Source organism: Micromonospora sp. NPDC000316, assembly GCF_042898885.1.
Lineage (GTDB): Bacteria > Actinomycetota > Actinomycetes > Mycobacteriales > Micromonosporaceae > Micromonospora.
This window is the reverse complement of record NZ_JBIAZG010000008.1, coordinates 40,719-56,075: the sequence shown is the minus strand read 5'-3', so window position 1 is coordinate 56,075 and position 15,357 is coordinate 40,719. Positions and strand designations below refer to the sequence as shown.

13 protein-coding genes are annotated in these 15,357 nt (G+C 71.4%); 3 read left to right on the top strand and 10 right to left on the bottom strand.

Features of this window, described 5'->3' with window-relative positions:
• Nucleotides 1–6 precede the first annotated feature (6 nt).
• Complete coding sequence (locus tag ACFY2Q_RS17770) at nucleotides 7–1,020, top strand: glucose-6-phosphate dehydrogenase assembly protein OpcA (RefSeq protein WP_387131369.1); 1,014 nt, start codon at nucleotides 7–9, stop codon at nucleotides 1,018–1,020.
• 138 nt (nucleotides 1,021–1,158) lie between these two features.
• Nucleotides 1,159–1,923 (top strand): 6-phosphogluconolactonase, encoded by a 765-nt coding sequence (gene pgl / locus ACFY2Q_RS17765; RefSeq protein WP_387131368.1) that lies wholly within the window; start codon nucleotides 1,159–1,161, stop codon nucleotides 1,921–1,923.
• 53 nt (nucleotides 1,924–1,976) lie between these two features.
• On the opposite strand, the gene ACFY2Q_RS17760 is transcribed toward pgl, so the two are convergent.
• From ACFY2Q_RS17760 to rapZ, 8 genes are all read right to left on the bottom strand, one after another.
• Nucleotides 1,977–2,318: an RNA polymerase-binding protein RbpA gene (locus ACFY2Q_RS17760; RefSeq protein WP_387131366.1), complete on the bottom strand. Its 342-nt coding sequence runs from the start codon at nucleotides 2,316–2,318 to the stop codon at nucleotides 1,977–1,979.
• A 141-nt stretch (nucleotides 2,319–2,459) separates the two neighbouring features.
• Complete coding sequence (gene secG, locus ACFY2Q_RS17755; protein ID WP_387131364.1) at nucleotides 2,460–2,720, bottom strand: preprotein translocase subunit SecG; 261 nt, start codon at nucleotides 2,718–2,720, stop codon at nucleotides 2,460–2,462.
• 95 nt (nucleotides 2,721–2,815) lie between these two features.
• Nucleotides 2,816–3,607: a triose-phosphate isomerase gene (gene tpiA, locus ACFY2Q_RS17750; protein WP_387131362.1), complete on the bottom strand. Its 792-nt coding sequence runs from the start codon at nucleotides 3,605–3,607 to the stop codon at nucleotides 2,816–2,818.
• Nucleotides 3,608–4,807, bottom strand: coding sequence for a phosphoglycerate kinase (locus ACFY2Q_RS17745; RefSeq protein ID WP_387131361.1), 1,200 nt, complete (start codon nucleotides 4,805–4,807; stop codon nucleotides 3,608–3,610).
• A complete protein-coding gene (gap, locus tag ACFY2Q_RS17740) occupies nucleotides 4,804–5,808 on the bottom strand; it encodes a type I glyceraldehyde-3-phosphate dehydrogenase (RefSeq protein WP_387131359.1) in 1,005 nt (334 codons plus the stop codon). Before gap ends, ACFY2Q_RS17745 begins: the two co-directional genes overlap by 4 nt.
• Nucleotides 5,809–6,069: 261 nt before the next feature.
• Nucleotides 6,070–7,050, bottom strand: a complete 981-nt coding sequence (gene whiA, locus ACFY2Q_RS17735; RefSeq protein WP_074312802.1) for a DNA-binding protein WhiA — start codon at nucleotides 7,048–7,050, stop codon at nucleotides 6,070–6,072.
• A gap of 54 nt (nucleotides 7,051–7,104) precedes the next feature.
• The gene (locus ACFY2Q_RS17730) at nucleotides 7,105–8,121 is read right to left on the bottom strand and encodes a 2-phospho-L-lactate transferase CofD family protein (protein WP_387131357.1); all 1,017 of its coding nucleotides are present in this window, start codon (nucleotides 8,119–8,121) and stop codon (nucleotides 7,105–7,107) included.
• Nucleotides 8,118–9,050, bottom strand: a complete 933-nt coding sequence (gene rapZ / locus ACFY2Q_RS17725; RefSeq protein WP_387131356.1) for an RNase adapter RapZ — start codon at nucleotides 9,048–9,050, stop codon at nucleotides 8,118–8,120. Before rapZ ends, ACFY2Q_RS17730 begins: the two co-directional genes overlap by 4 nt.
• Before the next feature lie 176 nt (nucleotides 9,051–9,226).
• Between rapZ and recQ the strand changes: the two genes are divergently transcribed.
• Complete coding sequence (gene recQ, locus ACFY2Q_RS17720) at nucleotides 9,227–11,080, top strand: DNA helicase RecQ (RefSeq protein WP_387131355.1); 1,854 nt, start codon at nucleotides 9,227–9,229, stop codon at nucleotides 11,078–11,080.
• 629 nt (nucleotides 11,081–11,709) lie between these two features.
• Here recQ and ACFY2Q_RS17715 read toward each other — a convergent pair.
• Nucleotides 11,710–12,354, bottom strand: a complete 645-nt coding sequence (locus tag ACFY2Q_RS17715) for a C39 family peptidase (RefSeq protein WP_387131353.1) — start codon at nucleotides 12,352–12,354, stop codon at nucleotides 11,710–11,712.
• Between the two features lie 704 nt (nucleotides 12,355–13,058).
• Nucleotides 13,059–15,188, bottom strand: coding sequence for an excinuclease ABC subunit UvrC (gene uvrC, locus ACFY2Q_RS17710; RefSeq protein WP_387131351.1), 2,130 nt, complete (start codon nucleotides 15,186–15,188; stop codon nucleotides 13,059–13,061).
• Nucleotides 15,189–15,357: the final 169 nt, after the last annotated feature.

Here is a 15,357-nt window from a genome sequence, read left to right as displayed (position 1 = left end):
GCTCCAGTGATCGGGCTGTGGGACACCACCGGCAACGAGGTGGTCAAGGCGCTCGCCGCCGAGCGGCGCAGCGCCGGCGGTGTGGCCAGCGGGATGGCGCTAACCCTCATCGTGGTGGTGGACGAGAAGCGGGTGCGGGAAGCGGAGGCGGCGGCGACGATCGCCGCGGCCGCCCACCCGTGCCGACTGCTCGTGGTGGTCCGCTCCGAGATCGAGCGGGACCGCAACCGGCTGGACGCGGAGATCGTGGTCGGTGGCCGGCTCGGCCCGTGCGAGGCCGTCGTCACCCGGATGTACGGGCGGCTCGCCCTGCACGCCGAGTCGGTGGTGATGCCGCTGCTGGTGCCGGACGTACCCGTGGTGACGTGGTGGCACGGTCCGCCTCCTGCGGAGATCGCCACCGACTTCCTCGGCGTGGTCGCCGACCGGCGGATCACCGACAGCGCGCAGGCCGCCGACCCGATCGCCGCGCTGCGGCAGCGGGCGCACGATTACGCGCCGGGCGACACCGATCTGGCGTGGACGCGGATCACGCCGTGGCGGACCCTCGTCGCCGGGGCGTTCGACACCACCCAGGCGAAGGTCACCGAGGCGACGGTGGTCGCGCCGCCCAGCGACCCGACCGCGGAACTGATGGTCGGCTGGCTGTCCAGCCGGCTCGGCATCCGCCCACAGCGGGTGGACACCAACGAGTTCCCCCGGATGCGGGAGGTGCAGTTGACCTGCGCCAACGGCGACCGTCTGACGCTTACCCGCGAGGACAGCATGGCGGTGTTCCGGCGGACGGGCCAGGACGACAGGGCACTGCCACTGGTCCGCCGGCCGCTCGGCGACGAACTGGCCGAGGAGCTGCGCCGGCTGGACGCCGACCAGGTGTACGCGGAGGCGCTGGGCGCGACCGTCGGGTTGCGAGGGCTGGAGCAGCGCTCTCCGCAGCGCGTACACGTCTGGAAGGATCCGGCGACCGCGCAGCGCGCGGAGGCCGGGGTGACAGCGCACACCGGCACGAGCGAGCGCTGAGCTCGGTCACGTCCGGAGCACGACAGCGGGGCGGGGCCGGGATGCTCCCGGCTTCCGCCCCGGCACCTCCGGGGCAGCCCGCCCCGGCACGATGCGACAGCGACCGCCGCGTGCGGTCGAGAAACGAAGGCACAACCGATGAGTGAGGCGAGTGTCGCCGTTCACGCCGACGCCGACCTGCTGGCGCAGGCCGTGGCGGCTCGGCTGCTGGTGAAGCTGCTCGACGCCCAGGCCGACCGAGGTGAGGCCTCGGTGGTGCTCACCGGTGGGCGGGTCGCCGCGGCCGTGTACCGGGCGGTGGGGCAACTGCCGGCCCGCGACGCGGTGGACTGGTCCCGGGTCGACGTGTGGTGGGGCGACGAGCGGTTCCTGCCCGCCGGGGACCCGGAGCGCAACGAGACCCAGGCCCGCGCCGCCCTGCTGGACGTGGTGCCGCTGGACCCGGCCCGGGTGCACCCGATGCCGGCGTCGGACGGCCCGGCCGGCAACGACCCCGAGGCGGCCGCCGCCCTGTACGCCCAGGAGTTGGCCCGCGCCGCCCGGCCCGCCGCGCTGCCGCACTTCGACGTGCTGATGCTGGGCGTCGGAGAGGACGGGCACGTCGCCTCGATCTTCCCGGGGCATCCGGTGCACTACGAGACCCGGCCGGTCAGCGCGGTGCGGGGCAGCCCGAAGCCGCCGCCGGTGCGGACCACGCTCACCCTGCCGACGATCAACACCGCCGAGGAGGTCTGGCTGGTGGCCGGTGGCGCGGACAAGGCCCGAGCGGTGGGCATGGCGCTCGCCGGGGCCGGTCCGGTGCAGTTGCCGGCCGCCGGGGTCCACGGCGTGGACCGCACTCGTTGGCTGCTGGACCGGGCGGCGGCCGCCGACGTGCCCGCCCGCCTACGCAGCCTGCGCTAACTGAAAGGAAGGGCCCCTCATCAACGCCTGGCGTTGATAAGGGGCCCCTCCTTTCACTCGCCCCGGCGGCGCCGCAGCGCGGCGAGCGCCTCGGCCAGCAGCGCCTCACCCTCCTCGGCGGTACGCCGCTCCTTCACGTATGCCAGGTGGCTCTTGTACGGCTCGGCGCGGACCCGACCGGGCGGGTTCTGTTCGTCCTGGCCGGCGGGGAGCCCGCAGCGCGGGCAGTCCCACACGGGGGGCGCCGCAGCCTCCGCCGCGATCCGGATGTCGGTCCGGTGATCGTTGCGGCACCAGTAGGTGACGTCCCGGCGCGGGGCGGGATGGTGTCGCTCGTCGGGGCGCATCGGCGCGGACCCGACCCGGGCACCTCGGATGACGTTGCCATTCGGCACGGCTGCTCGCTCCTGTCGTCGGAGGGGACCCGCAGCCGTCAGGGATGGGCGGCGGGCGACGCGGTGTGCAGCGGAGAAAAGCCTGCGCGCGGCCCGTCGAGTGACGGACCGCGCGCAGATTGTACGACTTAGCACGCCTGCTCAGGCAGTACCGCTCATCTGGAGGCGGAGCCAGAGCCCCAACCCGATGATGGCAGCGAACCAGACAACGCCCACCAGAACGGTGTAACGGTCCAGGTTCTTCTCGGCCACCGAGGAGCCGGCGAGGCTGGAACTGACGCCACCGCCGAACATGCTCGACAGACCGCCGCCCTTGCCGCGGTGCAGCAGGATGAGCAAGGTGAGCAGGATGCTCGTGATGACCAGCAACACGATCAACGTGTATGCGAACCAGATCGGCATGGCTGGGGGCAGTCCTCTCGTAGCGATCCTCGCCCGGTCTGATCGGGCACGGCGGCACCGACCGGCGGACGGGCGGTGTCAAGGATAGCGAGCGATCAGCGGGCGATGTGCTCGGGGAACCGGCAGATCTTCGCGAACTCCTCCGCGTCCAGGCTGGCGCCACCCACGAGGGCACCATCCACGTCCGGCTGGCCCATGATCGAGGCGACGTTCGACGCCTTGACCGAGCCGCCGTACAGGACCCTGACCTGGTCCGCAGTCTCCTGGTCGAACCGCTCAGCAAGCCGCTGACGGACCGCCGCGCAGACTTCCTGGGCGTCCTCGGGGGTGGCCGTCTTGCCGGTGCCGATCGCCCACACCGGCTCGTACGCGACAACGACCTGGCGGACCTGCTCGGCGGTGAGCCCGGCGAGGCCCCCGTCGAGCTGGTCGGAGCAGTGCGCCACGTGGGTGCCCTGCTCGCGGACGTCCAGCCCCTCCCCCACGCAGAGGATCGGGGTCAGGCCGTGCGTGAGCGCCGCCTTCACCTTGGCGTTGACCACCGTGTCGTCCTCGTGGTGGTACGCCCGCCGCTCGGAGTGCCCGACAGCCACGTACGTGCAGCCGAGCTTGGCGAGCATCGCGCCGGAGATGTCCCCGGTGTACGCGCCTGCGGCGTGCGGGGAGAGGTCCTGCCCGCCGTAGCCGATCAGCAGCTTGTCCCCGTCAACGGCGGTCTGCACCGTGCGCAGGTCGGTGAACGGCGGCAGGACCACCGTCTCGACCTCGGTGAACTGCTTCTCGGTGAGGCTCGCGGCCAGCTTCTGCACGAGCAGGTTGGCCTCGAGGTGGTTGAGGTTCATCTTCCAGTTGCCGGCCATCAACGGCCGACGGGTCGTGCTCGCCATTCAGTTCTCCAGGGCCGCGATGCCGGGGAGGGCCTTGCCCTCGAGATACTCCAGGGAGGCGCCGCCGCCGGTGGAGATGTGGTTGAAACTCGACTCGTCCAGCCCGAGGGCACGCACCGCCGCCGCGGAGTCGCCGCCGCCGACGACGCTGAACGCGTCGGCCTCGGTGATCGCCTCGGCGATCCCCCGGGTGCCGGCCGCGAACGCCGCCATCTCGAACACGCCCATCGGACCGTTCCAGAAGATCGTCTTCGCCTGCGACAGCGCGGCGGCGAAGCCGGCCACCGTCTCCGGGCCGATGTCCAGGCCGAGCCGGTGACTCGGGATGCCGTCGACACGGACCGTGTCGTGCGCGGCGTCCGGCGCGAACGCGTCCGCGACCACCACGTCGACCGGGAGCATGATCTTGCCCGAGGACCGCTCCAGCAGGTTGCGGCAGGTCTCGACCATGTCCTCCTCCAGCAGCGAGGTGCCCACCTCCAGGCCCTGAGCCTTGAGGAACGTGAAGCACATCCCGCCACCGATGAGCAGCCGGTCGACAGTCGGCAGCAGCGCCTCGATCACCGCCAGCTTGTCGGAGACCTTGGACCCGCCGAGCACCACCACGTACGGCCGCTCGGGCTCGCTGGTGAGCGTGGAGAGCACCTCGACCTCACGCAACACCAGACGCCCGGCGACGTGCGGCAGCCGCGCCGGCACGTCGTAGACACTCGCGTGCTTGCGGTGCACGGCCCCGAACGCGTCGTCGACGTACGCGTCGCCGAACGCGGCGAGCTGGTCGGCGAACGCGCCCCGCTCGGCCTCGTCCTTGCTTGTCTCACCCGCGTTGAAACGCAGGTTCTCCAGCAGTGCGACCTGGCCGTCGGTCAGGCCGGCGACCGTGGAGCGGGCCGAGTCACCCACGGTGTCCTCGGCGAAGTGCACAGGCGCGCCGAGCAGCTCACCGAGCCGCCCGGCAACCGGACGGAGGCTGAACTGCGGGTCCGGCGTGCCCTTCGGACGGCCCAGGTGCGAGCAGACGACCACCTTCGCGCCGGCCTCGACAAGCGCGCCGAGCGTCGGCAGCACCGCGCGGATCCGGCCGTCGTCAGTGATGTCACCGGTCTGCTTGTCGAGCGGGACGTTCAGGTCGGCGCGCACCAGCACGCGCCGACCTGAGACCCCCTCGGCGAGCAGGTCGTCGAGGGTCCGGATGCTCACAGCGAGCTACCGACCAACTTGACCAGGTCGACGAGCCGGTTGGAGTAGCCCCACTCGTTGTCGTACCAGCCGACGACCTTGACCTGGTTGCCAACCACCTTGGTCAGCGGCGCGTCGAAAATGCACGACGCCGGGTCGGTGACGATGTCGCTGGAGACGATCGGGTCCTCGTTGTAGACCAGGATGCCCTTGAGCGGGCCGTCCGCTGCGGCCTTCAGCGCGGCGTTCACCTCGTCGACTGTGGTCTCGCGACCGACGTTGACGGTGAGGTCGGTGACCGAGCCGGTGGGGATCGGCACCCGCAGCGCGTACCCGTCGAGCTTGCCCTTCAGCTCCGGCAGCACCAGGCCGATGGCCTTCGCGGCGCCGGTCGAGGTCGGCACGATGTTCAGCGCGGCGGCCCGGGCCCGACGCAGGTCCGAGTGCGGCGCGTCCTGGAGGTTCTGGTCCTGGGTGTACGCGTGGATCGTCGTCATCAGACCGTGCTGGATGCCGAACGTGTCGTGCAGGACCTTCGCCATCGGGGCGAGGCAGTTGGTGGTGCACGAAGCGTTGGAGATGATCGTGTGCTTCGCCGGGTCGTAGGTGTCCTGGTTGACACCCATGACGACGGTGACGTCCTCGTTCTTCGCCGGAGCGGAGATGATGACCTTCTTGGCGCCGCCGTCGACGTGCGCCTTGGCCTTTGTGGCGTCGGTGAAGAAGCCCGTCGACTCGATGACGACGTCGACGCCGAGGTCACCCCACGGCAGCTTCGACGGGTCCTTCTCGGCGTACGCCTTGATGGTCTTGCCACCGACGGTGATCTCGTCGGCGGTGGCCTTCACCTCGAACGGCAGGCGGCCGAGGATGCTGTCGTACTTGAGCAGGTGGGCGAGCGTGCCGTTGTCGGTCAGGTCATTCACCGCCACGACCTCGACGTCGGCGCCCGACGCCAGCACTGCCCGGAAGAAGTTACGGCCGATCCGGCCGAAGCCATTGATGCCAACCCGGATGGTCACAGGTTCCATCTCCTCGCGTTCTGGTCCGCCGGCTGCGACAACGGGCCGGCGAAGTGGTGTGCGCCGACCGCTGGAGCCGGCCGTTGACGGTTCATCTCGGCCACCCCGCCGCGGTCTGAGGACCTGACCGCCCGAGGCGGTAAGCACGACGAGGAGTGCCTGTGTCGGCCCCCTTGCCGTACTCAGCGACCATATCCGAGCGCGCGGGGCCACGCTGCGCCGGGTCGTCTCCCGGACGCACCGTGCGGCCCCACCGTCCTATCAGACCACGAGCATGTCGGGCGTGACGGCAGCTTCGGTATCCGGGATGCCCAGGTCGCGGGCTCGTTTGTCGGCGAGCGCCAGCAGCCGGCGGATCCGCCCGGCGATGGCGTCCTTGGTCAGCGGCGGCTCGGCGAGCGCTCCCAACTCCTCCAGCGACGCCTGCCGGTGCTCCAGGCGCAGCCGACCCGCGTCGGTGAGGTGGTTGGGCGCCTCGTCGGCGAGGATCTCCAGTGCCCGGGTCACCCGGGCCGCCGCGGCCACCGCCGCACGCGCCGAGCGGCGCAGGTTCGCGTCGTCGAAGTTGGCCAGCCGGTTGGCGGTGGCCCGCACCTCGCGGCGGACCCGACGCTCCTCCCAGGCCAACACGCTGGAGTGCGCTCCGATGCGGGTGAGCAACGCGGCGATCGCGTCGCCGTCCTTCACCACGACCCGGTCCACCCCGCGTACCTCACGGTTCTTCGCGGTGATGCCGATCCGGCGGGCGGCGCCGACAAGCGCCAGCGCCGACTCCGGGCCGGGGCAGGTGATCTCCAGTGCGCTGGAGCGGCCCGGCTCGGTGAGCGAGCCGTGCGCCATGAACGCCCCACGCCAGGCCGACACGGCGCAGCAGACGTTCGCCGCCACCACGTGCGGGGGCAGCCCGCGTACCGGCCGGCCGCGCACGTCCAGCAGGCCGGTCTGCCGCGCGAGAGCCTCGCCGTCCTTGACCACCCGGACGATGAAGTGGCTGCCCTTACGCAGCCCGCCGGAGGCCAGCACGTGGATCTCGCTCGGATAGCCGTAGACCTCCGCGATCTCCCGGCGCAACCGGCGCGCCACCGCACCGGTGTCCAGCTCAGCCTCCACCACCACGCGGCCGGAGACGATGTGCAGCCCGCCCGCGAAGCGCAGCAGCGCGGCCATCTCCGCCCGCCGGCAGCAGGGCTTGGGCACGTCGACCCGACTCAGCTCGTCCTTGACCGCGGCCGTCATCGCCATTGTGCGTCCCCTCACGGACCTGTTCCGGCGTGTCGCCGGAGATTACGTACGTGTCTAACGATCGGCACCCAGGACAGGCACCAGCGCGGCGCCCAGGGCAGCCGGATCATGGCGGGGAGCGCCGTCGGTGACGGCGACGGGGGCGAGGACCAGGCGGGCACCAAGCGATTCTGCCGCACGTTCCACCGGTTCGGGGTCACCCACCGCCTTGGCATCGGCGAGCACGAGATCCACCTTGAGCTCGGGAAGGTACCAGTGCAGCGCCGCGAGATGATCGGCGACGGAGAGCCCGAGGGTCTCCTTCTCCGCGGCCAGGTTGAGGGTGACAAGCCGCCGGGCGGAGCTGGACACGATCGCGTCGGCCAACTGCGGCACCAGCAGGTGCGGCAGGACACTCGTGTACCAACTACCCGGCCCGAAGATCAACCAGTCCGCCGCACCGATCGCGGCGAGGGCCTCGGCGCAGGCCGCCGGGGCCGCCGGGGTCAGCCGCAGTGACTCGACCCGCCCGGTGGTGACCGCCACCTGGTGCTGGCCGCGTACGGTGCGGACCTCGTCCGGGCCGGCCGGGTCCGCGCCGCGTACCCGCGCCTCGATGTCGACCGGCTGGCGCGACATCGGCAGCACCCGACCGACAGTGCCGAGCATCGCCCCGGCGTGCTCCAGCGCCGCCACCGGGTCCCCGAGCAGCTCCATCAGGCCGCAGAGCACCAGGTTGCCCACCGCGTGACCGGCCAGCCCGTCGGCGCGGTCCGCCGCCGGGTCCGGGTCGGCCAAGCCCTCCCGGGGTACGCCGGCAGCCGGTGCGGCGGCGAAGCGGTGCTGGAACAACCCGGCACTGCGTCGGGTCGCCGGATGGTCACCTGCCAACGCGACAAGTGCCTGCCGCAGATCGCCCGGCGGCAGGCCGCCCCGTTCGGCGCGCAGCCGACCACTGGAACCGCCGTCGTCACCGACAGTGACCACGGCGGTGATGTCCAGGTCGAGTTCGGGAGCGCAGTGGCGCAGCGCCCGCAGCGACGCGGACAACCCGTGCCCACCGCCGAACGCCACCACCCGGCGGCCCGTCATTCGCGCCCCAGGTCGCGGTGCTGGGCGTTGGCCGCCAGCCCGGACTGACGAAGCCGGCCGGCCAACTCCTCGGCGATGGCCACGCTGCGGTGCTTGCCGCCGGTGCAGCCCACGGCCACCGTCAGGTACCGCTTGCCCTCCCGCTCGAACCCGGTGGTGGTGGCGTTGACCAGGTCGGCGTAGGAACCGACGAACGCGTCCGCGCCCTCCTGGCCCAGCACGTACGCGCTTACCGCCTCCTCCCGCCCGGTGTGCTCCCGCAACTCCGGCACCCAGTACGGATTGGGCAGGAACCGGGCGTCCAACACGAAGTCGGCGTCGGGTGGCAGGCCGTACTTGAAGCCGAACGACAGCACGGTGACCCGCAGCCGGCGGGCGTCCTCGCCGCCGAACAGCTCCTCGATGCGTCGACGAAGCTGGTTGACGTTGAGGTGGCTCGTGTCGATGATCACGTCGGCCTGGTCGCGGGCCTCCTCCAGCAGTCCCCGCTCCACGGCGATGCCGTCGGCCAACCGCCCGTCACCCTGCAACGGGTGCGAGCGCCGGACACTCTCGAACCGTCGGATCAGCACCTCGTCGTCGGCGTCAACGAAGACCACCCGGGGTGAGAAACCCCGCTCCTTGAGCTCACGGATCGCCCCGGCCAGGTCGGTGGAGAAGGCACGGGAGCGCACGTCCAGCACCATCGCCGTACGCCGGGCCGCCCCACCGGCCTTGAACGCCAACTCGGCCATGTCCAGCATCAACGCCTGCGGCAGGTTGTCCACCACGTAGTAGCCGACGTTCTCCAGCGCCCTGGCGACGGTGCTGCGGCCACCGCCGGAGAGCCCGGTGACCACCACGAGGGTGGTCTCCGACTCGGCTGTCGGCTGCCCGTCGGTCGCCGCCGGGTCGTCGATCCGGTCAGCGGCTGTGCGCGCCTCGCTCACCCGTACCCCCAAGCCGTGGCGCCGCGACCGCCATCGGCCGCGAATGGTCAATCAGCGACTCTATCTCCCCGGCCGCGTCGCCACGGGCATGCGTCGCCGGGACGACCGTGTAACGCCGCCGATGCGCCCGGGTGCGCCGGGCGGGAGGTGTCGGGGTGGGCTCGTAGACTCCGCGGATGGCTTCCCCCACCGACCTGCGGACCGAGGGCGCGCTGCCGGTGTTGCGCCGCGTGTTCGGCTACGACGCCTTCCGCGGCTTCCAGCAGGAGGTCATCGACCACGTCGTGACCGGCGGCGACGCGCTGGTGCTGATGCCCACCGGCGGCGGCAAGTCGCTGTGCTACCAGATCCCGGCCCTGGTCCGCGAGGGCGTCGCCGTCGTCGTCTCCCCGCTGATCGCGCTCATGCAGGACCAGGTGGACGCGCTCACCGCGGTCGGCGTCCGGGCCAGTTTCCTCAACTCGACCCAGACGCTCGACGCGCGACGCCGGGTCGAGGCGGCGTTCGTCGCCGGCGAACTGGATCTGCTCTACCTGGCACCGGAGGCGCTCGGCGCCCGATCCACCCTCGCCCTGCTGGACCGGGGGCACATCTCCCTGTTCGCGATCGACGAGGCGCACTGCGTGTCCCAGTGGGGGCACGACTTCCGGCCCGACTACCTGGCGCTGTCGATGCTGCACGAGCGCTGGCCGGAGGTCCCCCGGATCGCGCTGACCGCCACCGCGACGAGCGCCACCCGCACCGAGATCGCCACCCGGCTCAAGCTCGACGACGCCCGGCACTTCGTGGCCAGCTTCGACCGGCCCAACATTCAATACCGGATCGTGCCCAAGCGGGAGCCACGTAAGCAACTGCTGGCCCTGCTGCGCGACGAGCACCCCGGCGACGCCGGCATCGTCTACTGCCTGTCCCGCGCCTCGGTGGACAAGACGGCGGAGTTCCTCACCGCAAACGGCATCGCCGCCCTGCCGTACCACGCAGGGCTGGACGCGGCCACCCGCGCCGCCAACCAGCAGCGCTTCCTGCGCGAGGACGGCCTGGTCATGGTCGCCACCATCGCCTTCGGCATGGGCATCGACAAGCCCGACGTCCGCTTCGTCGCCCACCTCGACCTGCCCAAGTCGGTCGAGGGCTACTACCAGGAGACCGGCCGCGCCGGGCGCGACGGACTGCCGTCCACCGCCTGGCTGGCGTACGGGCTCCAGGACGTCGTCCAGCAGCGCAAGATGATTGAGACGTCGGACGGCGACCTCGCCCACCGCCGCAACCTCGCCGCACACCTGGACGCGATGCTCGCCCTCTGCGAGACGGTGCGCTGCCGGCGGGTCCAACTGCTCGAATACTTCGGCGAGACCACGACGACGGCCTGCGGCAACTGCGACACCTGCCTCAACCCACCGGAGTCCTGGGACGGCACGGTCGCCGCCCAGAAGTTGCTCTCCACCGTCTTCCGGCTGGACCGCGAACGCAACCAGCGGTTCGGCGCCGGGCACTGCATCGACATCCTGCTCGGCAAACAGACCGACAAGATCACTCAGCACGGTCACGACTCCCTGACCGTCTTCGGCATCGGCACCGAACTCAGCGAAGCCGAGTGGCGCGGCGTGGTCCGGCAACTGCTCGCCGAAGGGTTACTCGCCGTGGAGGGCGACTACGGCACACTGGCCCTGACCGAGGCGAGCGCCGACGTGCTGGGCCGCCGACGCGTCGTCACGATGCGCCGCGAGCCGGACAGGCCAACCTCAAGCCGCTCGTCGAAGCCGCGCGGCGCCGCCACCGTCGTCGCCGACCTGACACCGGCCGCCGCGTCGCTCTTCGAACGGCTGCGCGCCTGGCGGGCGGCTACCGCCAAGGAACAGGGCCTCCCGGCGTACGTCATCTTCCACGACGCCACCCTGCGCCAGATCGCCAGCGACGCACCCGCCTCGCTGACCGAGCTGTCGCGGATCAGCGGGGTCGGTGAGAGCAAGCTCGCCAAGTACGGCGAGCAGATCCTCACCGTCCTCGCCGCCGAGACCGACTCAGCCTGATCAGGGTTCAGGGTTCGGAGTCCCAAGGTCCCGGGTCCCGGGTCCCGGGTCCCGGGTCCGAGGCCCGGGGTCCCGGGTCCGAGGCCCGGGGTCCCGGAGCCCGGCGCCCGAGGGCCGGAGGGCCTGGCCTCGCGCCGCTCGTGGCTGACGTCCGGCTACCACCTGCCCGCGGCCGGTGGCAGACGCTCCAGATAGGCGGTCAGCCGCACAGCGGATGGATGCCCGGGGGATGCGTTACCGCTGTCGGGCGCGCCTCGTCCGGCGGGGAGGCTCAGCGACTGCCTGGTTGCGGCGTTCCCTATGTTGGCCGGCCAGGCCGGCCCGGGCCCGGGTGGGGTGGGCCGGCGTGGGGTGGGGCCGGCGTGGGGTGGGGCCAGCGTGGTGGGGTGGGCACGCTTTGGAGCTGATGTCGTAGACGAGTCAGCCGACGCATCGGGTCGGTGATTCGTTTGCGGCATCAGCTCCAAAGGATCCGCGACCCAGGTCCGGCAGTTCGGCGTTCCGCTCGATCCGGTCTTGGCCTGTCCTTGCGGCCGGCTGACGTAAAAACGGCGGAAGGGCCGGGCCCCTGGTGGGGTCCGGCCCTTCCGTCGTGTTCGTCGTGCGTGGTGCGGTGGTGTGGTGGTGGGTTAGCTGGTGGCGTAGCCGCGGGTGGCGATCCAGTCGGCGAGGTGCTCGACGGTGACCTGGTAGGAGGCGGTGTCCGGGTTGGCGGAGTCGGCGATGGTGACGGTGTTGCCGTTGTCGGTGTAGCCGACGGCGCTGATGTAGTGGCCGCCTTCGAAGGAGTGGGTGTTGCCGTCGGTGTCGGTGGTGGTGCCGGCGATGTTGGCGACCACGGCCCGGCCGTCGTCAACGGTCTTGACGATGTCCTGGCGCAGCTTGTCGGTCTGCTTGTCATCGGCGGCGGGGGTGCTGATCTCGACGGAGCGGTAGGCGTCGTTCTTGCCGGTTTCCTTGTTCAGCACGGGGGTGATGTCGTTGATGCTGTTGGTGCCGTTCTCGGTGGTGCCCATTTCCTTGGCCATGGCGTCGACGCTGATGTCCTTGCCCTGCACGGACAGGGCGTTGCGGGCGGCGGCGGGGCCGCAGTAGTAGAAGTTCGGCTGGGCTTCGTAGCGCACGTCGAGCTGACGCTCACCCTTGCCCTGGCTCTGGGTGGTGGGCTTGGCGTCGGCGGCGTAGGCGGTAGTGATGGGGCCGGCGATGGCGCCACCGGTGAAGGCCAGGCCAGCAGCGGTCAGAGCGGTCTTACGAATCAGATCGGTACGCATGGCGTGCTCCTCTGCATTCGGGGGTCCGCGACACCAGGGGGGCGGTGCACACGGGCGTGCAAGGTGCAAGGGGAGAAAGGTTCCGGAGGGATCTCACCGGCGACCCTGCGGGGGCCTGCTCGGGTGGTCCAGGTGGATGTAACCGTCCGGGCCGGCGGGTCATTCCACCGCGCTCCGGGGATCTTCAACCGGCGGCCCGGGGGGGGGCCTGCTCGGGGTGTTCGCCGGATGTAACCGGGCCGGCCGGGTCGATGTTCCCGGGGCCACTAACGGAGCCGGGCCGCGCGGGGCGGTGGCTGTCGTGGTTACCCCCTGTACAACCAGGCGGCCCGGCCCATCATTCCGCCGCCAGAGTGCCCCCGACCACAGCACACCCACCCCCAAACCCGACAAACCACCCGACCACAGTCGGGGCCGGGGCGGTGATCGACTCGGTATCGGCGATATCGCGGTATCCGAACGCCCGGGACACCCCGACATCACCGATATCGAGTCGATCATGCGCCGAATGCTCGGTATGTCCGTATAGTGCCGTCGAGGTGCGGGAGAGAGTAGCCGACGTGGGCGCAGTCGGCCTCGGTGCCGCCATATCCGGATCGACGAATCTCGCGCCGGGGCGCACCATCCCCCTCAGGCGTTGGACGTCATCCCCCGCCCCGCGTTAGGTGCCGCCGCGACGCCGCCAAGGCGGGTGGCGGGTTGGCCTACGGCGCACTGCCCTTCGCTGGCGCACTGCCCTCCAGCGGGCTGCCCTCCGGCGCACCACCCGCAGACGCACCGCCCTCCGGCGGACTGCCCTCCGGCGCACCACCCCCAGACGCACCACCCGCAAGCGCACCGCCGTCAGACGCACCGCTCCCAGGCGCGCTGCCCGTTTCCGTGCCCCTCCCTGGGTCGAGGGCGGCCAGGATCGCCTCGGCGGTGCGCCGGCCCACCCCGGGCACTTCGGTGATCTCTTCGGCAGTGGCGGTGGAGAGTCGCTTGAGGGAGCCGAAGTGTCGCAGCAGGGCTTTGCGGCGCACCTCCCCCAGCCCGGGGACGGTGTCCAGGGCCGACTCGGTCATTCGCTTGGAGCGGCGTTGACGGTGGAACGTGATGGCGAAGCGGTGGGCCTCGTCACGGACCCGTTGCAGCAGGTAGAGCCCTTCGGAGGTGCGCGGCAGGATGACCGGGAACTCGTCGTCGGGGAGCCAGACCTCCTCCAGCCGCTTGGCGAGGCCGCACAACGCGACGTCGTCGATCCCCATGTCGGCGAGGGCCTGGGCGGCCGCCGCCACCTGCGGCGCGCCGCCGTCGACGACGACGAGCTGCGGAGGGTACGCGAACTTCCGGGGCCGCCCGGTGGTCGGGTCGACAAGGACGCCGACCTGCGGATCGACAGCGCCTCCGGGTGCGGCCGGGTCGTCGGCGGACTCCACGCCCACCTCTCCCGTCTCGGCCCGCGCGTCGAGGTAGCGGGCGAAGCGGCGGCGCAGCACCTCGGACATCGCGGAGAGGTCGTCGGTGGCGCCCCGGACGATGAACCGCCGGTATTCGCTCTTGCGGGGGAGCCCGTCTTCGAAGACCACCATGCTGGCGACGACGTCGGTGCCCTGGATCTGCGAGATGTCGAAGCACTCGATGCGCAGCGGCGAGGTGCGCATGTCCAGCGCCTCGCTGATCTCGTCCAGCGCCTTGCCCCGAGTGGTCAGGTCACCGGCCCGCTTGAGCTTGTGCCGAGCCAGCGCGTCCTTGGCGTTGCGCTCGACCGTCTCCATGAGTGTCCGCTTGTCGCCGCGCTGCGGCACCCGCAGCGACACCCGGCTCCCCCGGTGGTTGGTGAGCCATTCCGCCAACGCGTCGGCGTCCGCCGGCAGCGCGGGCACGAGCAGTTCCCGGGGTACGTCGGTCTCGCCGTGTTCGCCGCCGTACACCTGGGTGCAGAAGTGGTGGACGAGGTCGCCAGTGGTCAGATCCTCGGTCTTCTCCACCACCCAGCCGCGCTGGCCGCGGACCCGGCCGTCGCGGACGTGGAAGACCTGCACTGCCGCTTCGAGGGGGTCGTCGGCGAACGCGACCACGTCCGCGTCAGTGCCGTCGCCGAGCACCACTGTCTGCTTCTCCATGGCCCGGCGCAGTGCGGCCGCGTCGTCGCGCAGCCGGGCGGCCCGCTCGAACTCCAACTGCTCGCTCGCCTCGGTCATCTCGCGTTCGATCTTGCGGACCATGGTGTCGGTGCGCCCGGCCATGAAGTCGCAGAACCCGTCGACGATCGCGCGGTGTTCGTCGGCGGAGACGGTGCCGACGCACGGCGCCGAGCACTTGCCGATGTAGCCGAGCAGGCAGGGGCGGCCGACCTGGCCGGCCCGCTTGAACACGCCGGCGGAGCACGTCCGGGCGGGGAACACCCGCAGCAGCAGGTCGAGGGTCTCGCGGATGGCCCAGGCGTGCGAGTATGGCCCGAAGTAACGCACGCCCTTGCGCTTGGCACCGCGCATGACCTGCAGCCGGGGGTATTCCTCGTCGAGGGTGACGGCCAGGTAGGGGTACGACTTGTCGTCGCGGTAGCGGACGTTGAACCGCGGGTCGTACTGCTTGATCTCGGTGAACTCCTGCTGGAGCGCCTCGACCTCGGTGCCGACCGTGATCCAGTCCACCGACTCGGCGGTGGTGACCATCTGGCGGGTGCGCTCGTGCAGGTTCCAGATGTCGCCGAAGTAGGAATTGAGCCGGCTGCGTAGGTTTCTCGCCTTGCCGACGTAGATCACTCGGCCGGTGCCGTCGCGGAAGCGGTAGACCCCCGGGGACTCCGGAATGGTGCCGGGTGCGGGACGGTAGGTCGAGGGGTCAGCCACGCCGACAAGCCTAGTCCGCCCCACCGACACCCACCGCCGGCGCTAGATCGACTCGCGGCCCGGGGGTGGGGGGGGGGGGGGGGGCGCGGGGACCCCCCCCCCCCCCCCCCGCGGGGGGGAAAAACAAAACCCCAAGAGATAGGCCCCCCCCGGGGGGGGCCCCCCCGGA